The 21,071-nt window shown below is 57.2% G+C and carries 15 protein-coding genes and 3 tRNA genes; 3 read left to right on the forward strand and 15 right to left on the reverse strand.

From position 1 onward, the window contains the following. Nucleotides 1-8: 8 nt before the first annotated feature. From lon to tig, 4 genes are all read right to left on the reverse strand, one after another. Complete coding sequence (lon, locus tag I9H07_RS15370; RefSeq protein ID WP_058391302.1) at nucleotides 9-2,405, reverse strand: endopeptidase La; 2,397 nt, start codon at nucleotides 2,403-2,405, stop codon at nucleotides 9-11. A gap of 210 nt (nucleotides 2,406-2,615) precedes the next feature. Beyond that, entirely contained in the window at nucleotides 2,616-3,899 is a 1,284-nt protein-coding gene (gene clpX, locus I9H07_RS15375; RefSeq protein WP_002552735.1) for an ATP-dependent Clp protease ATP-binding subunit ClpX, read from the reverse strand. A 106-nt stretch (nucleotides 3,900-4,005) separates the two neighbouring features. After that, entirely contained in the window at nucleotides 4,006-4,647 is a 642-nt protein-coding gene (gene clpP, locus I9H07_RS15380; protein ID WP_002552734.1) for an ATP-dependent Clp endopeptidase proteolytic subunit ClpP, read from the reverse strand. Between the two features lie 91 nt (nucleotides 4,648-4,738). Next, nucleotides 4,739-6,049, reverse strand: coding sequence for a trigger factor (gene tig / locus I9H07_RS15385; RefSeq protein ID WP_024644948.1), 1,311 nt, complete (start codon nucleotides 6,047-6,049; stop codon nucleotides 4,739-4,741). A 995-nt stretch (nucleotides 6,050-7,044) separates the two neighbouring features. Here tig and I9H07_RS15390 point away from each other — a divergent pair. Continuing rightward, nucleotides 7,045-7,524: a hypothetical protein gene (locus tag I9H07_RS15390; protein WP_236423234.1), complete on the forward strand. Its 480-nt coding sequence runs from the start codon at nucleotides 7,045-7,047 to the stop codon at nucleotides 7,522-7,524. Between the two features lie 189 nt (nucleotides 7,525-7,713). Here the strand turns inward: I9H07_RS15390 and I9H07_RS15395 are convergent. From I9H07_RS15395 to I9H07_RS15405, 3 genes are all read right to left on the reverse strand, one after another. Continuing rightward, nucleotides 7,714-7,798, reverse strand: a tRNA-Leu gene (locus tag I9H07_RS15395). 56 nt (nucleotides 7,799-7,854) lie between these two features. Then, nucleotides 7,855-7,930, reverse strand: a tRNA-His gene (locus tag I9H07_RS15400). A gap of 51 nt (nucleotides 7,931-7,981) precedes the next feature. Beyond that, nucleotides 7,982-8,058: transfer RNA gene (locus I9H07_RS15405), tRNA-Arg, on the reverse strand. A gap of 293 nt (nucleotides 8,059-8,351) precedes the next feature. Between I9H07_RS15405 and folD the strand changes: the two genes are divergently transcribed. Continuing rightward, complete coding sequence (gene folD, locus I9H07_RS15410; protein WP_058391300.1) at nucleotides 8,352-9,206, forward strand: bifunctional methylenetetrahydrofolate dehydrogenase/methenyltetrahydrofolate cyclohydrolase FolD; 855 nt, start codon at nucleotides 8,352-8,354, stop codon at nucleotides 9,204-9,206. Between the two features lie 65 nt (nucleotides 9,207-9,271). Here folD and I9H07_RS15415 read toward each other — a convergent pair whose 3' ends face one another. The 6 genes from I9H07_RS15415 to I9H07_RS15440 all read right to left on the reverse strand — a co-directional run bounded on the left by I9H07_RS15415 (nucleotide 9,272) and on the right by I9H07_RS15440 (nucleotide 15,294). Beyond that, complete coding sequence (locus I9H07_RS15415; RefSeq protein ID WP_024674129.1) at nucleotides 9,272-11,044, reverse strand: ABC transporter substrate-binding protein; 1,773 nt, start codon at nucleotides 11,042-11,044, stop codon at nucleotides 9,272-9,274. 85 nt (nucleotides 11,045-11,129) lie between these two features. Further along, a complete protein-coding gene (locus I9H07_RS15420; RefSeq protein WP_236423235.1) occupies nucleotides 11,130-11,402 on the reverse strand; it encodes a DUF2160 domain-containing protein in 273 nt (90 codons plus the stop codon). 12 nt (nucleotides 11,403-11,414) lie between these two features. After that, nucleotides 11,415-12,215: a carbohydrate ABC transporter permease gene (locus tag I9H07_RS15425; RefSeq protein WP_003376266.1), complete on the reverse strand. Its 801-nt coding sequence runs from the start codon at nucleotides 12,213-12,215 to the stop codon at nucleotides 11,415-11,417. Nucleotides 12,216-12,225: 10 nt separating this feature from the next. Continuing rightward, nucleotides 12,226-13,092, reverse strand: coding sequence for a carbohydrate ABC transporter permease (locus I9H07_RS15430; protein ID WP_024674131.1), 867 nt, complete (start codon nucleotides 13,090-13,092; stop codon nucleotides 12,226-12,228). Beyond that, nucleotides 13,085-14,200 (reverse strand): ABC transporter ATP-binding protein, encoded by a 1,116-nt coding sequence (locus I9H07_RS15435; protein ID WP_236423236.1) that lies wholly within the window; start codon nucleotides 14,198-14,200, stop codon nucleotides 13,085-13,087. Before I9H07_RS15435 ends, I9H07_RS15430 begins: the two co-directional genes overlap by 8 nt. Next, nucleotides 14,200-15,294 carry an ABC transporter ATP-binding protein gene (locus I9H07_RS15440; RefSeq protein WP_024674133.1) on the reverse strand — a complete coding sequence of 365 codons (1,095 nt, stop codon included), beginning with the start codon at nucleotides 15,292-15,294 and terminating at the stop codon, nucleotides 14,200-14,202. The genes I9H07_RS15435 and I9H07_RS15440 overlap by 1 nt, the downstream gene beginning before the upstream one ends. A gap of 300 nt (nucleotides 15,295-15,594) precedes the next feature. Between I9H07_RS15440 and I9H07_RS15445 the strand changes: the two genes are divergently transcribed. Next, the gene (locus I9H07_RS15445) at nucleotides 15,595-17,445 is read left to right on the forward strand and encodes a sigma-54-dependent Fis family transcriptional regulator (RefSeq protein ID WP_236533835.1); all 1,851 of its coding nucleotides are present in this window, start codon (nucleotides 15,595-15,597) and stop codon (nucleotides 17,443-17,445) included. Between the two features lie 325 nt (nucleotides 17,446-17,770). On the opposite strand, the gene cysS is transcribed toward I9H07_RS15445, so the two are convergent. Further along, a complete protein-coding gene (cysS, locus tag I9H07_RS15450) occupies nucleotides 17,771-19,153 on the reverse strand; it encodes a cysteine--tRNA ligase (RefSeq protein WP_236423238.1) in 1,383 nt (460 codons plus the stop codon). Nucleotides 19,154-19,172: 19 nt separating this feature from the next. Next, nucleotides 19,173-20,867: a glutamine--tRNA ligase/YqeY domain fusion protein gene (locus I9H07_RS15455; protein WP_024673482.1), complete on the reverse strand. Its 1,695-nt coding sequence runs from the start codon at nucleotides 20,865-20,867 to the stop codon at nucleotides 19,173-19,175. Nucleotides 20,868-21,071 lie beyond the last annotated feature (204 nt).

Raw genomic sequence — 21,071 nt, forward strand, 5'->3', positions numbered from 1 at the left:
GTCCAGTCTTAATGCGTGCTAATTCTGTCCTTAGAGTCAGTCTCGCGTTTTTCGTCCTTTGCGACCAGATCGGTAGCTGTATCCGGCAACGGCTCCGGCGCGTATTGCAGCGCAATTTGCAGGACTTCGTCAATCCATTTAACGGGCTTGATCTGCAGATCCTGTTTGATGTTGTCAGGAATCTCCTTCAAATCACGCACATTCTCTTCCGGAATGATCACTGTCTTGATGCCGCCGCGATGCGCCGCGAGCAGTTTTTCCTTCAAACCACCAATCGCCAGCACTTGTCCGCGCAGGGTGATTTCACCGGTCATCGCCACATCCGCACGCACCGGAATCTGTGTGAGTGCCGATACAAGAGCAGTACACATGCCCACGCCTGCGCTTGGACCGTCCTTCGGAGTTGCCCCTTCAGGCATGTGAATATGCGTGTCGTGTTTCTCGTGGAAATCCGCTGGAATGCCCAGGCTACGGGCCCTGCTGCGCACCACGGTCTGTGCAGCGGTGATGGATTCGACCATCACATCGCCCAGCGAACCGGTCTTGATCAACTGCCCTTTGCCCGGCACAACGGCGGCTTCGATGGTCAGCAACTCACCGCCCACCTGCGTCCACGCCAGCCCGGTTACCTGACCGATCTGATCCTGCTGCTCGGCGAGGCCGTAGCGGAATTTACGCACACCCAGGAAGTGCTCAAGCATCTCCGCCGTGACGTGCACGGAGAAACGTTTTTCCATCGTGTGTTCTTTGACTGCCTTGCGGCAAACCTTGGCAATCTGCCGCTCCAGTCCGCGCACGCCCGCTTCACGGGTGTAATAACGGATGATGTCGCGGATCGCTTCCTCGTCGAATTGAATCTCGCCTTTCTTCAGGCCGTTAGCCTGAATCTGCTTGGGCGAGAGGTATTTGACGGCGATGTTGATCTTTTCGTCTTCGGTGTAGCCCGGCAAGCGAATGACTTCCATCCGGTCCAGCAACGCCGGCGGGATGTTCATCGAGTTCGAGGTGCAGAGAAACATCACGTCCGAGAGGTCGTAGTCGACTTCCAGGTAGTGATCGTTGAAATTATGGTTCTGCTCGGGATCAAGCACCTCAAGCAGCGCCGAAGCAGGATCGCCACGCATGTCGCTGCCCATCTTGTCGATTTCATCGAGCAGGAACAGCGGGTTGCGAACGCCCACCTTTGTCATCTTTTGAATCAATCTTCCTGGCATCGAACCGATATAAGTTCGACGATGACCCCGAATCTCGGCTTCATCGCGCACGCCACCGAGTGCCATACGTACAAACTTGCGATTGGTCGCACTGGCAATCGACTCTGCCAGAGAGGTTTTACCCACACCGGGCGGCCCTACCAGGCACAACACAGGACCGCGAATTTTCTTCACGCGCTTCTGCACAGCGAGGTATTCGAGGATACGTTCCTTGACCTCGTCAAGACCGTAATGGTCAGCGTCGAGAATCGCCTCAGCACGCGCCAGGTCCAGACGCACTTTGCTCTGTGCCTTCCACGGCACCTGAACCAGCCAGTCGATGTAAGTGCGCACCACGGTCGCTTCGGCAGACATCGGCGACATCTGCTTGAGCTTGTTCAGCTCGGCAGTGGCCTTGGCCAGCGCGTCTTTTGGCAGCCCGGCCGCATCGATGCGCTTTTTCAGCTCTTCGATTTCGTTGTGGCCTTCGTCGCCATCGCCCAGTTCTTTCTGAATGGCCTTCATCTGCTCATTCAGGTAGTACTCGCGCTGGCTGCGTTCCATTTGCTTTTTGACGCGACCGCGAATGCGTTTTTCGACCTGCAACAGATCGATTTCAGCGTCCAGCAGGGCCAGCACGTGCTCGACACGGGCCGACAGGTCGATAATCTCGAGTATTTCCTGCTTCTGCTCGATCTTGAGCGCCATGTGCGCTGCCATGGTGTCTACCAGGCGACCAGGCTCATCGATGCTGTTAAGCGACGACAGGACTTCTGCAGGGACCTTCTTGCCCAACTGCACGTACTGCTCGAACTGAGCCAGCAGGCTGCGCACAAAGACTTCGGACTCACGATCCGGCGCGTCGACTTCGTCGATCAGCGCTACGTCGGCACGGTAATGGCCATCGACTTCGATGAAGCGCTCAACCGAGCCGCGCTGCTCACCCTCGACCAGCACCTTGACCGTGCCATCAGGCAGCTTGAGCAACTGCAGGACAGTCGCAATTGTTCCTACGCTGTACAACGCCTTTTCGTCAGGATCGTCGTCAGCCGGGTTTCTTTGCGCAAGCAGCAGGATCTGCTTGTCGCCTGTCATCGCTGCTTCAAGGGCTTCGATAGACTTCTCGCGCCCCACGAACAGCGGGATAACCATATGCGGATACACCACGACATCACGCAATGGCAAAAGAGGCAATTCAATAGTGGTCTTCATGATTTCGCCTCTACAGCGGCCAATCGGCCGGGACAGATGGAATTAGCTTGAAGCCAAGATGGGGGTAGTGTTCAAAAAAAACAAGCTCTAGTGAAACGCCCCGCCAAGATCAGATTCTTCATACAAGACGAATGAACTGACTGAAAATGCAAAAGGGGACCTCAAGGGCCCCCTTTCGTGTCACTTCACACGCAAACGCACAACTGTGGTTTACGCGTCAGGAGCTACCTTGGCAGGCGGCTCGCTGTTCTCGTAGATCAGCAACGGCTTGGACGTTCCGTCGATAACGCTTTCGTCGATCACCACCTTGCTCACATCGCTTTGCGACGGGATCTCGTACATGGTGTCGAGCAGCACGCCTTCGAGAATCGAACGCAGACCACGGGCACCGGTCTTGCGCTCCAGCGCACGACGGGCAACCGATTTCAGCGCGTCGGTGCGGAACTCGAGGTCCACGCCTTCCATCTCGAACAGCTTGGCGTACTGCTTGGTCAGCGCGTTCTTCGGCTCGGTGAGGATCTGGATCAGAGCAGCCTCATCCAGTTCGTCTAGCGTGGCGAGCACCGGCAGACGGCCCACGAATTCCGGGATCAGACCGAACTTGACCAGATCGTCAGGCTCGACTTCACGCAGGGATTCGCCCACCTTCTTGCCCTCCTCCTTGCTGCGTACTTCGGCGTTGAAGCCGATGCCGCCACGGGTGGAACGGTTCTGAATGACCTTTTCCAGGCCCGAGAAGGCACCACCGCAAATAAAGAGGATGTTACGCGTGTCCACCTGCAGGAATTCCTGCTGTGGATGCTTGCGCCCGCCCTGAGGCGGAACGGAAGCCACGGTGCCCTCGATCAGTTTCAGCAAGGCTTGTTGCACGCCTTCGCCGGACACGTCACGAGTAATCGAAGGGTTGTCGGATTTGCGCGAAATCTTGTCGATTTCATCGATGTAGACAATACCCATCTGGGCCTTCTCGACATCGTAATCACATTTCTGCAACAGCTTCTGGATAATGTTTTCGACGTCCTCACCCACGTAACCGGCTTCGGTCAGGGTGGTGGCGTCAGCGATGGTGAACGGGACATTGAGCAGGCGAGCCAGCGTTTCGGCCAGCAGCGTCTTGCCGGAACCCGTCGGGCCGATGAGCAGGATGTTGCTCTTGCCCAGCTCGACATCGTCGTTTTTCTTGTCACGCTGGTTCAGGCGCTTGTAGTGGTTGTACACCGCTACCGCGAGAACCTTTTTGGCACGTTCCTGACCGATGACGTACTGGTCAAGGATGCCGCTGATTTCTTTAGGCGAAGGCAATTTATGCGCGCTGCTTTCTGCCTGTGCTTCCTGCACCTCCTCGCGGATGATGTCATTGCACAGGTCGACGCACTCGTCGCAGATAAAGACCGAGGGGCCGGCAATCAATTTGCGCACTTCATGCTGGCTTTTGCCACAGAAGGAGCAATAGAGCAATTTGCCGTTGTCCTCGCCGTTGCGGGTGTCAGTCATTCGATCGATCCAATCCGGTAGGCTTGCAACACAAGATGAAGGCTATTGCGGGCTTTTTCAAGTCCGCAGGCGGTCGGTTATGCCGACCCCCTACATTTTGAGCCGCTTAGGCAGGCATTTGACGCTTGTTGATCACAGAATCGATCAGGCCATATTCAGCCGCACGCTCTGCGCTCATGAAGTTGTCACGCTCGGTGTCACGCTCGATGGTTTCGAGGCTCTGGCCGGTGTGATGCGCCAGCAACGAGTTAAGACGGTGACGGATGTGCAGGATTTCCTTGGCATGGATGTCGATGTCCGACGCCTGACCCTGGAAACCGCCCAGCGGCTGGTGAATCATCATCCGCGAGTTGGGCAGGCAATGACGCTTGCCTTCTGCACCACCTGCCAGCAGGAATGCACCCATGCTGCACGCCTGACCGATACAGATGGTCGAAACGTCGGGCTTGATGAACTGCATGGTGTCGTAGATCGACATGCCTGCAGTCACCGAACCGCCCGGTGAGTTGATGTAAAGATGGATATCCTTGTCCGGGTTTTCCGCTTCAAGGAAAAGCAGTTGCGCCGCGATAAGGTTGGCCATGTAGTCCTCTACCGGACCAACCATAAAGATGACTCGCTCCTTGAGAAGGCGCGAATAGATGTCATAGGCGCGTTCGCCACGGGCGGACTGCTCGATAACCATCGGGACCAGGCCGCCAGCGGCCTGGATGTCAGAGTTCTGCTGAATATAAGAATTGCGGGACATGTCCTGCATTCACTCCCAAATAGTCGAGTCTTGAATACGCACAAGCCAGCGCGAAGGCTGGCTTGTGGGTGTTTTCGCACGAAAAGAGAAATCAGTCGGCTTTTGGAGCTTCCACCGGCTTGACAGCTTCTTCGTAGGAGACCGATTTGTCGGTCACGCTAGCTTTCTGCAAAACAGTATCTACAACTTGCTCTTCAAGCACAACAGAACGTACTTCGTTCATTTGCTGCTCGTTCTTGTAGTACCAGGCCACAACCTGCTCCGGCTCCTGATAAGCGGACGCCATTTCCTGGATCATCTCACGCACGCGAGCGTCATCAGGCTTGAGGTCGAACTGCTTGACCACCTCGGCAACGATCAGGCCCAGCTCGACGCGACGCTTGGCTTGTTCTTCGAACAGCTCGGCCGGCAGCTGGTCAGGCTTGATGTTGCCACCAAACTGCTGAACAGCCTGAACGCGCAGACGATTGACTTCGTTTTCCAGCAGCGCTTTAGGCACTTCGATCGGGTTGGCGGCCAGCAGACCGTCCATCACCTGATTCTTGACCTTGGATTTGATCGCCTGACGCAGCTCGCGCTCCATGTTCTTGCGAACTTCGGTGCGGAAGCCTTCGATGCCGGTTTCCTTGATACCGAACTGCTTGAAGAACTCTTCGTTCAGCTCAGGCAGCTTTGGCTCGGAAACGGTATTGACCGTCACGGTGAACTCGGCGGCTTTACCAGCCAGTTCGAGGTTCTGATAGTCCTCCGGGAAGGTCACGTTCAGCACGCGCTCTTCACCGGCCTTGGCGCCAACCAGCCCGTCTTCGAAGCCTGGGATCATGCGGCCGGAACCCAGAACCAGCTGGGTAGCGGTGGCAGAACCGCCAGCGAAGACTTCGCCGTCGACCTTGCCCACGAAATCGATGTTCAACTGGTCTTCGTTCTGGGCGGCGCGATCGGTCACCTCAAAACGGACGTTCTGCTTGCGCAGCACTTCCAGCATGTTGTCCAGGTCGCTGTCAGCCACATCGGCGGACAGACGCTCTACCGTGATGGTCTCGAAACCGGCAACGGTGAATTCCGGGAATACTTCAAAAGTAGCCACGTATTCCAGATCTTTGCCCTTTTCAAAGGACTTGGGCTCTACAGCAGGAGCACCGGCCGGGTTCAGCTTCTGCTCAACCACAGCTTCGTAAAAGGTAGCCTGAATCAGATCGCCCAGCGCTTCCTGACGTGCGCCGTCTTCGTAACGCTGACGGATCACGCTCATAGGCACCTTGCCTGGGCGGAAGCCCGGGATCTTGGCTTTACGCGCGGTCTGCTGCAGACGCTTGTTGACTTCAGTCTCGATGCGTTCGGCGGGCACGCCAATGGTCATGCGGCGCTCAAGAGCGGAAGTGTTTTCAACAGAAACTTGCATGGATATTCCTCGTTGCACAGACGTTAGCCGGCCGTTTCCGACCCCAGAATCAAGGGCATGCATTCTAGTGGGTCATACTCAAGAAGTCACCCTACTGAAAAAGGGCGGATTTATAGGACGAAAGCGGAGCGCAGCGGCGCAAGGAAGAACAGCGCCTTGCACCCTCGGCGACGCGTCTGGCACGGCTTCTATATAAAGAAGCATCAGCACCGGAGACGACCGACCCCGTCCATGTAGCGCGCCCCACTCGACCGACGGCGAAAAGGCCAGTCGACCAGCGAGACGGTAAAGCGAATACGCTGAAACAAAAAAACCGCTCGAGGCGGCTCCTTTCTCGCGACCCGAGCGCTCACTCGACGTCACATGTGTCATGGCGAACGGAGAGTACAAAACGAAATCTCCAGACACCTGCCACGCCAGGCTCCAGCCTTGACACCTGAAATCAATGCACTTTTTGATGCGCTGATTCAAAGGCGCCAGGCAGCTTCCAGCCTGATTCAACCCGGCGCGCATCGTACACAACGTGGCGGTGACGCGCCACCCATTGCAAGCATTTGACGGGGCTGACAATTTCTTATGCAAATAAGTCCTTTGTTCAGTTGCCAGAAGGTGTGTACCGAATACGACGCCGATGTGTAATCGAATGCCACCTCCAACCAGAGAAATCGTCTGTGCCTGCCAGGTTTTACACACGCCAAACGCAGCGATAGAAGCACCGCGCACTGCAGAAAGGAACGGCAACATCCCAGAACAGAGCGCCTGGCCGAATACTCCTGCATGGGGGAAAAGGAAGCGCCGGGGACTTCTTGCACTCAAGGCGGCGCCTTGTACGGCACTGTCAACCGCTACATAATCCGCCCAGATTCCAGTAGCAAGGACAAAGACCCGCGCGATCGGCGAGTCGTAAAATTTCGCGCTGCGTCGATAGCAGGGTAGAGCGTTAAATATTCAACAAATCAATGCCCTACACACATTGATACCTCTCAGGAAAAACCATGTACAAGATGATTGCTGCATTCAGTTTTCTGGCTATAGCTTCAGCAACAATGACCGGGTGCAATGATAAAGAAGGAAGCCAGGGAAGCGCAGCAACCACCAAGACTACTTATTACTCATCAGACAAATGCTTTATTGACACGATCTCCGGAAAGACAGGAGCGAGTATTTATGTACCGCGAGGCGTCGCCGTGTTCAACGGTTGGGCGATCGACACTGCCAACCAGGAGGCCCCAAAGGAAATGAGACTTCGCCTGACTGGCTACAAGGGAACTCCTGCCATATTCAAGAACCCCGCCATCGTTGATCGCATTGACCTGGTAAAGACCTATAACAATGAAAAACTCTTGAAATCAGGCTTTTCGTTCACGGCAGATTTATCCTCGATGGAATCCGGCGGTTACAGCGTAGTCATCGAGATCCCTGGAGCGAACTCGTCTCTCCTGTGCCAGGCCAAGGTATTGCTGGTTATTGAATAATCAGAAAAACCGCTTCCAGCCTTGAGACACCAGCACATCGCGGCGTGAGCAGGAGCATCCTGCTCGCGACGCTGCCGCTCAAAAATCTTCAAATCACCGAAATACAAAACCCGGGGCAACAAAAAGCCCGCACTAGGCGGGCTTCTTTTGGCTTTCGCGGCGCTCAATGCAACCCGGCGAAAGTACATCTGGTGCGGACGGAGAGACTCGAACTCTCACACCTTGCGGCGCTGGAACCTAAATCCAGTGTGTCTACCAATTCCACCACATCCGCATTTCAAACTGTTAAAGCAAAGGCGCCAGACTATGAATCTGGCGCCCTTCTTAATATGGGGTGGACGATGGGGTTCGAACCCACGACCGCAGGAGTCACAATCCTGTGCTCTACCAACTGAGCTACGCCCACCATATTGCGCGTGACGGTATATCTTACTTGCTGTGCCAAAGCTGCCTTGAATGGCGCACCCGGCAGGACTCGAACCTGCGACCATCCGCTTAGAAGGCGGATGCTCTATCCAGCTGAGCTACGGGCACTTATATAATTTGTATTCTTGCGAGAACAAACTAAAAGGCTTTCAATCACACCGAGCTGATTTGCAACTCTGCCTGACCGAATCAACCAGTGCTAGCTTAACCAGTGCTGGGCTCTGCCCGGCAAGTGCGACGAATCTTATAGACGGCCCCTGGGGTCGTCAACCTTTTTTTGAAAAAAATTCAGCTAGATAAAGGAGTTAGCTGAATATCCAGTGCATGCGCCTTTGCCCTCGCGCCATGTCATGCGAGAATGCGCGCTCATTTTATTTCCTCTCGATGGTTAATCACGCGTCATGACTGCAAAACTAATCGACGGCAAAGCGATCGCCGCCAGCCTGCGCCAGCAGATCGCCAAACGTGTCGCCGAACGTAGCCAGCAAGGCTTGCGTACGCCGGGCCTCGCGGTGATTCTGGTGGGCAGCGACCCCGCCTCCCAGGTTTACGTTTCGCACAAGCGCAAGGACTGCGAGGAAGTCGGCTTTATCTCCCAGGCTTATGACTTGCCCGCCGACACCACCCAGATTGCGTTGACCGAGCTGATCGACCGTCTCAATGAAGACGCCGCTGTCGACGGTATCCTGCTGCAACTGCCATTGCCGGCCCATCTGGACGCCTCGCTGCTATTGGAGCGCATTCGCCCGGACAAGGATGTGGACGGTTTCCATCCGTATAACGTCGGCCGTCTGGCCCAGCGCATTCCGCTGCTGCGTCCGTGTACGCCGAAAGGCATCATGACCCTGCTGGAAAGCACCGGCGTCGACCTGTACGGGCTGGACGCTGTCGTCGTTGGCGCATCCAATATCGTTGGCCGCCCGATGGCCATGGAGTTGCTACTGGCGGGCTGCACCGTCACGGTCACCCACCGCTTCACCAAGGATCTGGCCGGCCATGTGGGCCGTGCCGATCTGGTGGTGGTTGCCGCTGGCAAGCCGGGCCTGGTCAAAGGTGAATGGATCAAGCCAGGCGCTATCGTGATCGATGTCGGTATCAATCGTCAGGACGATGGCAAGCTGGTGGGCGACGTGGTGTATGACACCGCCCTGCCCCGCGCTGGCTGGATCACTCCGGTTCCAGGCGGCGTAGGCCCGATGACCCGCGCATGCCTGCTGGAGAACACGCTGTATGCGGCAGAAACCCTGCACGACTGATCGGCCTGTTCCGCTCCCATAAAAAACGGCACCTGAGGGTGCCGTTTTTTTATTCCCGAAAAGACTTACTTCTTGGCCGCTTCCCAGCTTTTCAGCAGGTCAGAGTAGGCGATGGTTTCACCCTTCGGCTTCTCGTTAGCCAGCTTGCGTTGCGGAGCGAGGAACTTGCCACCGCTCTGCTCGGCCTTGGAGTACCACTCTTCTGCCGACGTCTCGGGATTCATCTTCGGCGCACACTTGCTGGCGTCCTGAACCTTGGAACGCTCGATGCGCGTCATGATTGCATCCTGATCCTTGGCCAGACCGTCCAGCGCCTGCTGGGCGGTTTTCTCGCCGGTCACCGCCTCGGCTACGTGGCTCCACCACAGTTGTGCCAGTTTCGGATAGTCAGGCACGTTGGTGCCGGTAGGCGACCATTGAACGCGGGCCGGGCTGCGATAGAACTCCACCAGACCACCGAGTTTAGGCGCCAGCGCGGTCATCTCCTTGGAGTTGATGTCCGACTCGCGAATCGGCGTCAGGCCGACGATGGTTTTCTTCAACGAAACACTTTTCGAGGTCACGAACTGTGCGTACAGCCAGGCTGCCAGACGTTTTTTCTCGTCGGAGGACTTGAGGAAAGTCCACGAACCTACGTCCTGATAGCCGAGCTTCATGCCTTCTTTCCAGTACGGACCTTTTGGCGAAGGTGCCATGCGCCACTTCGGCGTGCCGTCGGCGTTCATGACCGGCAGACCCGGCTTGGTCATGTCAGCGGTAAAGGCGGTGTACCAGAAGATCTGCTGCGCCACGTTACCCTGGGACGGCACCGGACCGGACTCGGAGAACGTCATGCCCGCAGCCTCTGGCGGTGCATAGGCCTTCAGCCAGTCGATGTATTTTTGGGTCGCGAAGACCGCAGCCGGCCCGTTGGTATCGCCACCACGGGTAATGCTGGAACCGACCGGATGGCAGTCCTCGACACGGATGCCCCATTCGTCCACTGGCAAGCCGTTAGGCAAGCCCTTGTCGCCACTGCCGGCCATGGAGAACCAGGCGTCGGTGAAACGCCAGCCCAGCGAGGGGTCCTTCTTGCCATAGTCCATGTGGCCAAAGACTTTCTTGCCGTCGATTTCCTTGACGTCTTCGCTGAAGAACTTGGCGATGTCTTCATACGCCGACCAGTTGACCGGGACGCCCAGCTCGTAGCCGTATTTGTCCTTGAATTTCTTTTTCAGATCAGGACGTTCGAACCAGTCGGCACGGAACCAGTACAGGTTGGCAAACTGTTGGTCGGGCAGTTGATACAGTTTGCCGTCAGGTGCGGTAGTAAACGAAGTACCGATGAAGTCTTTCAGGTCCAGCGTTGGCGAAGTGACTTTACTGCCTTCCGGGCTGGCCATCAGGTCAGTCAGGGACATGGCCTTGCCGTAGCGAAAGTGCGTGCCGATCAGGTCCGAGTCATTGACCCAGCCGTCGTAGATACTCTTGTCAGACTGCATGGCCGTTTGCAGCTTCTCGATGACATCACCTTCCTGCAGCAAGTCATGAGTGACTTTGATACCGGTGATTTCAGTGAACGCCTTGGCCAGGGTTTTTGACTCGTATTCATGGGTGGTCAGGGTTTCCGACACCACCTTGATGTCCATGCCCCGGAACGGTTCTGCCGCCTTGATGAACCACTCCAGTTCTTTCAACTGCTCGGCATCGGAAAGCGTGCTCGGCTTGAACTCGCTCGCCGCCCACTTCTTCGCCGCATCCTCGTACTGATCTGCCCATGCCGACACACTCAAACCGCTGAGCATGATCATGGTTGCCAGCGTCACGCTATGTTGCAGCTTGTTTTTCTTATTGAACATAGTCATCTCCAGTGTTGCTTTTATGTAGTCCCGCTTTTCGAATACTGCCGACCGGATCACCCTGGCAATCGCGTCCGGCCGCCCTCTAACCCCAACGCATCACCACCAACAACCACACCAGGGAGATCCCTGAGGCGATCCATATATTCCAGTCAGTCGCGCCGATCACCAGCAGGTGCAGGTACGCGCTGCCCAGAAGCCCGATGAACAAACGGTCGCCACGCGTGGTGACAATCGGTAGAAAACCACGGCGCTCGATACTCGCCGAGCGCAGCTCCCATACGGTCATGCCCAACAGCAACAACCCGATACTGATGAAGAAAGCCGCCGTTGGCAGTGTCCAGGACATCCACTCCATTTTCTCGACTCCTCAGACACGGCCAAGGGCAAAGCCCTTGACCACGTGATTGCGAACGAACCAGATCACCAGCATGCCCGGCAGGATAGTCAGTACTCCCGCCGCTGCCAGCACACCCCAGTCGATACCCGATGCCGACACCGTGCGCGTCATCACCGCCGCAATCGGCTTGGCGTTGACCGACGTCAGGGTGCGCGCCAGCAACAACTCGACCCAGGAAAACATGAAGCAGAAAAATGCAGTAACACCTATTCCCGAGCCAATCAGCGGAATGAAAATCTTCACGAAGAACTTGGGAAAGCTGTAACCGTCGATGTAGGCCGTTTCGTCGATTTCCTTGGGAACACCGGACATGAAGCCCTCCAGAATCCACACCGCCAGCGGGACGTTGAACAGACAGTGCGCCAGCGCTACGGCGATGTGCGTGTCGAACAGCCCGATGGACGAGTACAGCTGGAAAAACGGCAGCAGGAACACAGCCGGTGGTGCCATGCGATTGGTCAATAACCAGAAGAACAGGTGCTTGTCGCCGAGGAAACGATAGCGTGAAAACGCATAAGCTGCCGGTAGCGCGACGCTCAGCGAAATCACGGTATTCAAGCACACGTAGTACAGCGAATTAAGATAGCCGCTGTACCAGCTCTCGTCGGTGAAAATCACCTTGTAGTTGGCCAGGGTAAAATCCTGCGGCCACAGCGTCAGTCCGCCGAGAATCTCGGTATTGGTCTTGAACGACATGTTGACCAGCCAGTAGATCGGCACCAGCAGGAACAGCAGATAAATCCATAGCGGTATGATTTTGCGCAGACTCATGACCAGGCCCTCAATTCTTTTCGCCGTGGGTCATGGCGGTGTAGAACACCCATGACACCAACAGAATGATCAGGAAGTACACCAGCGAAAATGCCGCCGCTGGCCCGAGGTCGAACTGGCCGAGCGCCATGGTCGTCAGCGTCTGACTGAGGAAGGTCGTCGAGTTGCCCGGACCACCTCCCGTCAGCACGAACGGCTCGGTGTAGATCATGAAGCTGTCCATGAAGCGCAGCATCACCGCGATCAGCAGCACGCTCTTCATCTTCGGCAACTGGATGTGTCGGAAGATCGCCCAGCCGGACGCACGATCGATACGCGCGGCCTGGTAATACACATCAGGGATAGCCCGCAGCCCCGAATAGCAGAGCAGCGCCACCAGCGAAGTCCAGTGCCAGACGTCGATGATCAACACCGTCACCCAGGCATCCGAGGCATTCGCCGCGTAGTTGTAGTTGATACCCAGCACGTTGTTCAGCGTGTACCCCAGCAGCCCGATATCGCCCCGGCCGAATATCTGCCAGATGGTGCCGACCACGTTCCAGGGGATCAGCAGCGGAATGGTCATCACGATCAGGCACAACGACGACCAGCGACCCTTGGTGGGCATAGTCAGGGCGATCGCAATGCCCAACGGGATTTCGATCAGCAGCACGCAACCCGAGTAAATGAACTGGCGCAGCAGCGAGTCGTGCAGACGCGGGTCCTGCAAAACCTGCCTGAACCAGTCGGTGCCGACGAAGTAGCGGCTGGACTGGTCGAAGATGTCCTGCACCGAATAGTTGACCACGGTCATCATCGGGATAATGGCGCTGAAGGCCACCAGCAGAAACACCGGCATCACCAGCCACCAGGCCTTGTTGTTCTGCACCTTACGCATGGGGCACCTCACTCACAGGAGCGGCTTCAAGCAGGTAATCGTCGGCATACAGCATCAGCCATTGCCCGGGAAAACTGATCCAGGCCTGACCTTGCGGCACCGGTTTGTCTTCCTGAAGGCGCACTTTCAACAGTTGTCCGGCCAGTTTCAGGGTGATGATCTTGTAGGTGCCGAGGTCTTCCACGTAGGTGACATCGGCGCACATCGCTTCGTCGTAAGGCCCGTCCCAGACGTGCACGAACTCTGGACGAATACCCACTTTCAGACTTTTCCACGAGGTACTGGCGAGCTTGTCCTGCAACGACTCAGGCAGCGGCAAGTGAATGTCGGCAAAACCGACTCCGCCCGGTTGAGGCGTGACGTCGATCAGATTCATGCCGGGGCTGCCAATGAAATAGCCGACAAACGTGTGGGAAGGCTTTTCAAACAGCTCACGGGGCGTGCCGAATTGCACGATCTGTCCGCCGTACATCACCGCAATCTTGTCGGCGAAGGTCGACGCCTCCAGCTGATCGTGGGTGACGTAGACCATGGTGATGTTGAATTGCTCGTGAATCTGCTTGAGCTTGCGGCGCAGCTTCCACTTCAGGTGGGGGTCAATAACCGTCAGCGGCTCATCGAAGAGAATCGCTGAAACGTCGTCGCGCACCAGCCCGCGCCCCATGGACACCTTCTGCTTCTCGTCCGCCGAGAGGTTGCGCGCTTTCTTTTTCAGCAGCGGCTGCAAGTCCAGCACGTCGGCGATTTCGTTGACCTTGGTGAGAATCCTTGCCTCGTCCATGCCCTGGTTGCGTAGCGGGAAAGCCAGGTTATCGAACACGGTCATGGTGTCGTAGATCACCGGAAACTGAAAAACCTGGGCGATGTTGCGGCGCTCGGGGGGCAGTTCGTTGACCACTTTGGAATCGAACAGCACTTGTCCTTGAGACGGACTGAGCAAGCCGGAAATGATATTGAGCAAGGTCGATTTGCCGCAGCCGGACGGCCCGAGCAGCGCATAAGCGCCGCCCTGCTCCCAGACATGGCTCATTTCCCGAATCGCATAATCGTCCGGACCGGGTTTGGCGCTGTAGCTGTGCGCCAGGTTCTGCAAGCGGATCTCGGCCATCAGGCAACCCTCGCCATGCGCAGGCCCGGTGCCTGAATCAGGCCGCCCTGCTGATCGAATACGAATAATTTGTGAGTCGGGATGTACACCCGGATCGGCGCGTCAACATCGTAGGCATGCACCCCCGGCAAATGCAGGACCAGGGAGAACAGCTCGTTGCGCACATGCAGGAAGGTTTCCGAGCCGCTGATTTCCGCCAGCTCGACAGTGACCGCCAGTTCCAGGTCGTCGTCGTTGGAAGGCACCAGGCTCAGGTGACTGGGGCGCACGCCGAAGCGGTAGTCCCCATCGCCAACTGCGCGCAGGTCGACGTTGAGCGGGAAATGCACAAAGTTGGCGAAACTGACCTCATTGCCTTCGATACGCCCAGGCATCAGGTTGATCGGCGGCTCGGAGAACAGTTCGGCGGCGAGCACCGTGGCCGGCCGGTGGTAGACCTCAGGGGTCTTGCCGCTCTGCACTACCCGTCCTTCATGCAGGATGGTGGTGGTCCCGCCCAGCGCCAGCGCTTCATTGGGCTCAGTGGTGGCATAAATCGCGATGGTATGACGGGCCGCAAACAGCTCGCGCATTTCCTGACGCAGCTCTTCACGCAGCTTGTAGTCAAGGTTGACCAGCGGCTCGTCGAACAGAATCAGCTCGGCGTCCTTGACCAGTGCTCTGGCCATTGCCGTGCGCTGTTGCTGCCCGCCGGACAATTCAAGTGGATGGCGTTGCAGGAATTTTTCGATGCGCAGCATCTTCGCGGTTTCCTGCACGCGGCTGTGGATGACCTCTTTGGAAAGGCCGGCCTGACGCAGGGGCGATGCGATGTTTTCAAACACCGTCATGCTGGGGTAATTAATGAACTGCTGATAGACCATCGAGACGTTGCGCAGACGAACCGGTCGTTGCGTGACATCGACCCCGTTCATCAGGACGCGCCCGGTATCGGGCTTGTCCAGCCCGGCCATCAGGCGCATCAGGCTGGTCTTGCCGGACAGGGTTCGCCCGAGCAAAACGTTGAATGATCCCGGCTCAAAGCTCAAGGAAGCGTCGTCGATCCAGATCTGGCCATCGACTGCGCGACTGACATGCTCCAGCGTGAGTGACATGGCGTGCCCTTTTGTTGTTTTTTTCTTAAGGGTGAATGCGTGACTGATTACAGATAGCGACATTCGTGCCAGATCATTGATATTCGAGCCAAGGCCCGAAACAGAGCGTTCGCCCGTATTCAGGGGCTGAACGCCATTTCACAGTTGAACAAAAATGAACAGTAAGTAATGAACAACTGAACAAAATGAACATTGACTTTGAGCAATTCTGAACGACACTGGACACACGTTGCGGGCAAGGATGGTCACGCCGACGGGACCTAAAAACAAAAACAACACGTCATATTCGCAGGCATCCTCATGTCTCAACCCAGCGCTTCGCTTGCTCACGACATCATCATTCAGGATTCATGGACCCGCTGCCGGGACTTCGGTCTCAGCCATCAGACGCGCCCGTCGTTTGGCCAGTTGCCAGGCGCTGAGGTTTCCCGCCTGCTGGAGCGCCATCACGGGCTGGTGCAAACCACCCATCAAGAGGTGCTGCCGGTCTATGAAAACATTCTCAGCAACTCCAACTGCCTGATTTTGCTAGCCGACCCTCAGGGCCAGTTGCTCAAGTCGTGGGGTACTCAGCGTTTTGTCGAGTCTTCGCAGACCCAAGGCTTCATGGCCGGTGCCAGCTGGAGCGAACGCGGTACAGGCACCAACGCCATCGGCACCGCACTGGCTTGCGAGCAGGCCATTCACATCGAACCGGATGAGCATTTCCTCAAGGCCAATCGCTTCATGACCGGATCTGCCTCACCTATTTTCGATGCCGAGCGACGCATTATCGCGGTGCTGGATGTGTCCAGTGACAGCTTCCTGCCGCCCACGCACACGCTGGGCATGGTCAAGATGATGAGCCAGTCGGTAGAAAACCGCCTGATCCTCGATCAGTTCCGCGACAGCCATTTCCAGCTGATCTTCAATACCGGCCTGAACAACCTCGACAGCCAGTGGGCGGGTTTGCTGATTTTTGATGAAAGCGGCCGGATTCTTTGCGCCAACCGGCGTGCCGACAATCTGTTGGGGGCCAGGCTGGCAGGGGTCAACATCGAAACACTGTTCAAGTGCCCGATCCTGCAATTGCTCAGCGAGACTGAAGCGCGGCCGTTTGCGCTGCATGCGTTTGGCAACAATCGCTTTCAATGCCTGTTGAAACGGCCGACGCGCAAGCCGCTCAGACTGCACAGTGTTCAGCCTGTTCAGGCACCTGCTGTGCCAAGAAGCCTTGGCCTGGAGGCAATCAGCCTGGGCGACGCGAAAGTCGAGAAAGCCGTGTTGCAAGCTCAGCGCTTACTGGAAAAAGACATCCCGCTGCTGATTCACGGTGAAACCGGTGTTGGTAAAGAGGTGTTCGTCAAGGCGCTGCATCAGGCCAGTTCACGCGCCAGCCAACCCTTGATCGCCGTCAACTGCGCGGCGATCCCGGCCGAACTGGTCGAGGCGGAGCTGTTTGGCTATGAGCGAGGCGCGTTCACCGGTGCTAACCAGAAAGGCAGTATCGGCCTGATTCGCAAGGCCGATAAAGGCACGCTGTTTCTCGATGAGGTCGGCGACATGCCGATGCCGGTACAGGCGCGCCTGTTACGCGTATTGCAGGAGCGCTGCGTTCAGCCGCTGGGCAGCAGCGAACTGTACCCGGTGGACATACGGCTGATCTCTGCTACCAATCGCAGCCTGCGCGAGCAGGTACTGGCGGGGAATTTTCGTCAGGATCTTTATTACCGGATCAGCGGCCTGAGCATCGAACTGCCGCCCTTGCGCGAGCGCACCGATCAACATGCCTTGATCCAGCGTATCTGGGAACGTCACCGCGAGCCTCAGCAACGGGCGGGATTCTCCAGAGAAGTGCTTGAGCTGTTCGAACGCCACCCGTGGCCGGGGAACCTGCGCCAGCTCAACAGCGTGATTCAAGTCGCGCTGGCGCTGGCAGACGAACAACCGATCAGCAGCGAACACCTGCCAGAAGACTTTCTGCTTGATGCCAGCAAAAATGAGGAATGCCGGGAACCTGCAAAAGCCCATGACCCCGCACGCCTCGCCTCAACGGAAGACCTGAGCCAGCTGTTTCAAGCAGCGGGCGGCAATATTTCACAACTGGCCAAACGCCTGGGGGTCAGCCGCAATACCCTGTACAAGCGGTTGCGGGAACAGCGGATTGTTTAGTTTTTGACGCTCGCCAGGCCGGACATCGAGGATCGGACGCAGAGCTTCGAGAGCAGCGTGCCCACACGGAGCATGGGAACGAGAGGTATTCTTTAGAACACCTCTCGTTCCGCACGCTCCAGCGTGGGAATGCCTTGGGTGACGCTCCGCGTCACAAATCTTCAGCCTGGCGCGGTGTCAGTCGCAACGCAGGCTCAGGCTTGGATGCTGCCTGTATCTCGGTCTGGATTGAGTGATTCGCCATGACTGCAATGTGACGCGGAGCGTCACGAAATGCATTACCACGCAGAGCGTGGTAACGAGAATCAAAATCAGCCTGCCTTCATCAGTCCGCCAGACGCCAGGTCGTGCCGCCTTTACCGTCTTCCAGCAGCACGCCCATGGCGGTGATCTGGTCGCGGATCCGGTCGGATTCGGCCCAGTCTTTCGCTGCACGCGCTGCCAGACGCGCTTGAATCAGCGCTTCCACTTCAGCTGCATCGACCCGCCCTTCAGCGCCTGCGCGCAAGAAATCATCGGCTTCCAGCTGCAGCACACCCAGCACACTGGCCAACTGCTTCAAACGCGCCGCTAGACCCGCCGCTGTGGCGACATCGGATTCGCGCAGGCGATTGATCTCACGGACCATCTCGAACAGCACGGCACAGGCCTCCGGCGTGCCGAAGTCGTCATTCATCGCAGCGCTGAAACGCTCGACGAACGCCTCGCCACCCGCAGGCTCGGCAACCTGCAAGCCCTTGAGCGCGTGATAGAAACGCTCCAGTGCTGCCTTCGACTCGCGCAGGCTGTCTTCGGAATAATTGATCGCGCTGCGGTAATGGCTCGACACCAACAGGTAGCGCACCACTTCCGGGTGGTATTTCTCCAGCACGTCACGAATGGTGAAGAAGTTGTTCAAGGACTTGGACATCTTCTCGCCATTGATGCGAATCATGCCGCAGTGCAACCAGGCGTTGGCGTAGGTCTTGCCAGTGGCCGCTTCGCTCTGGGCGATTTCGTTTTCATGGTGCGGGAATTCAAGATCGCTGCCGCCACCATGAATGTCGAACGTGTCACCCAGGCAGCAGGTCGACATCACCGAGCATTCGATGTGCCAGCCCGGACGCCCGGCGCCCCACGGCGATTCCCAGCTCGGCTCGCCCGGCTTGACGCCTTTCCAGAGCACGAAATCCAGCGGGTCTTCCTTGGACTCGTCCACTTCGATGCGCGCGCCGATGCGCAGGTCTTCGATCTTCTTGCGCGACAGCTTGCCGTAACCCTGAAACTTGCCGACCCGGTAATACACATCGCCGTTGCCCGGCGCATAGGCATAGCCCTTGTCGATCAGGGTCTGGATCATCGCGTGCATGCCGGGAATATGATCGGTGGCACGCGGCTCCATGTCCGGCTTGAGGATGTTGAGGCGCGCCTCGTCCTCATGCATCGCATCGATCATGCGTGCCGTCAGCGCGTCGAACGACTCACCGTTGTCACGCGCACGATTGATGATCTTGTCGTCGATGTCAGTGATGTTGCGCACGTAGGTCAGCTCATACCCGCTGAAACGCAGCCAGCGGGTCACCAGATCGAACGCCACCATACTGCGGCCGTGGCCCAGGTGGCAGTAGTCGTACACGGTCATCCCGCAGACGTACATGCGCACCTTGTTGCCATCCAGCGGTTTGAAGACTTCTTTGCTCTTGGTGAGCGTGTTGTAAATAGAAAGCACTATCTGCCCCTCAGACATCTCAGGTCCAGGAATCCCGCAACGTCACCGTGCGGTTGAAGACGGGTCGACCAGGTTTCGAGTCCTTGATGTCCGCGCAGAAATAACCTTCGCGTTCGAACTGGAAACGGTCTTCCGGTTGCGCTTGCCCCAATGAAGGCTCGGCACGACAACCGGTCAGTACTTGCAGGGAGTCCGGATTGATGTTGTCCAGGAAGCTTGCACCGTCTTCGGCTTTCTCCGGGTTGGCGGAGCGGAACAGGCGATCATACAAACGCACTTCGCATTCCACGCTCTCTGCCGCTGGCACCCAGTGCACGACGCCCTTGACCTTGCGGCCTTCAGGGTTTTTGCCCAGGGTGTCCGGGTCGTAGGAGCAACGCAGTTCGACGATATTACCGTCGGCATCCTTGATGGCTTCGTCGGCACGAATCACATAGCTGCCACGCAAGCGCACTTCGCCATTCGGCTCCAGACGCTTGTAGCCTTTCGGCGGCTCTTCCATGTAATCGTCGCGGTCGATGTAGATCTCCCGCGAGAACGGCAGCTCGCGTACGCCGAGGTCTTCTTTCGGATGGCGCGGCAACTCCAGCTTCTCGACCTGGCCTTCCGGATAATTGGTGATCACGACTTTCAGAGGACGCAGCACGCACATGGCACGCGGGGCGCTGTGGTCGAGATCATCACGGATGCTGAATTCGAGCATGCCGAAATCGACCACGCCGTCGGAACGGTTGGTGCCGATCATTTCGCAGAAATTGCGAATCGACTTGGGTGTGTAGCCGCGACGGCGGAAGCCTGACAGCGTCGACATGCGCGGATCGTCCCAGCCATTGACGTGTTTCTCGTCAACCAGTTGCTTGAGTTTGCGCTTGCTGGTGATGGTGTAGTTCAGGTTCAGGCGCGAGAACTCGTACTGGCGCGGCTTGCACGGCACCGGCAGGTTGTCGAGGAACCAGTCATACAGCGGACGATGGCTTTCGAACTCCAGGGTGCAGATCGAGTGGGTGATGCCTTCGATGGCATCCGACTGACCATGGGTGAAGTCATAGATCGGGTAGATGCACCACTTGTCGCCCGTCTGGTGGTGATGGGCATGACGAATGCGATAGATGATCGGGTCACGCAGGTTCATGTTCGGCGAGGCCATGTCGATTTTGGCGCGCAGTACGCGAGCACCGTCTTCGAATTCGCCAGCCTTCATGCGCGCGAACAGGTCGAGGTTTTCCTCGACGCTGCGCTCACGGAACGGGCTGTTCTTGCCAGGCTCGGTCAGGGTGCCACGGTATTCGCGCGCCTGCTCCGGGGTCAGGTCGTCCACATAGGCCTTGCCTGCCTTGATCAGCTCGACAGCCCAGTCGTGCAACTGATCGAAATACTGCGAGGCGTAGCGCACTTCACCGGCCCATTCGAAGCCCAGCCATTTGACGTCACTCATGATGGCGTCGATGTATTCCTGGTCTTCCTTGGCCGGGTTGGTGTCGTCGAAACGCAGGTGCGTATCGCCACCGAACTCTTTGGCCAGACCGAAATTCACGCAGATCGACTTGGCATGACCGATGTGCAGGTAGCCATTGGGCTCCGGCGGGAAACGGGTCACGATTTTGCTGTGCTTGCCCGAATCCAGGTCGGCCTGCACGATCGGACGCAGGAAATTGGTCGGTACGGCTGGGCCTGCCTTTGAATTGGCAGCGGGTTCTGGAGTGGGCTTGCTCATAAGATCCTTGGGCATACTGTGCGCGGCCAGGGTAGGCCGACTAAATCAAAGCGCTTATCATAGCCGAAGCGGTCAAGCCCCTGACAACAGACTGCGTATTTGACGGTATAAAAGCTGCAAAAGCGGGGAAAAATGTAACCTCGCCTGTAAACTGCGCGTCAGGGTCATACTACGACCATTCATACCTGCCAAGAGAGCGACTTT

The sequence above is a fragment of the Pseudomonas syringae genome (genome assembly GCF_023278085.1).
GTDB classification, from domain to species: Bacteria; Pseudomonadota; Gammaproteobacteria; order Pseudomonadales; family Pseudomonadaceae; genus Aquipseudomonas; species Aquipseudomonas syringae_Q.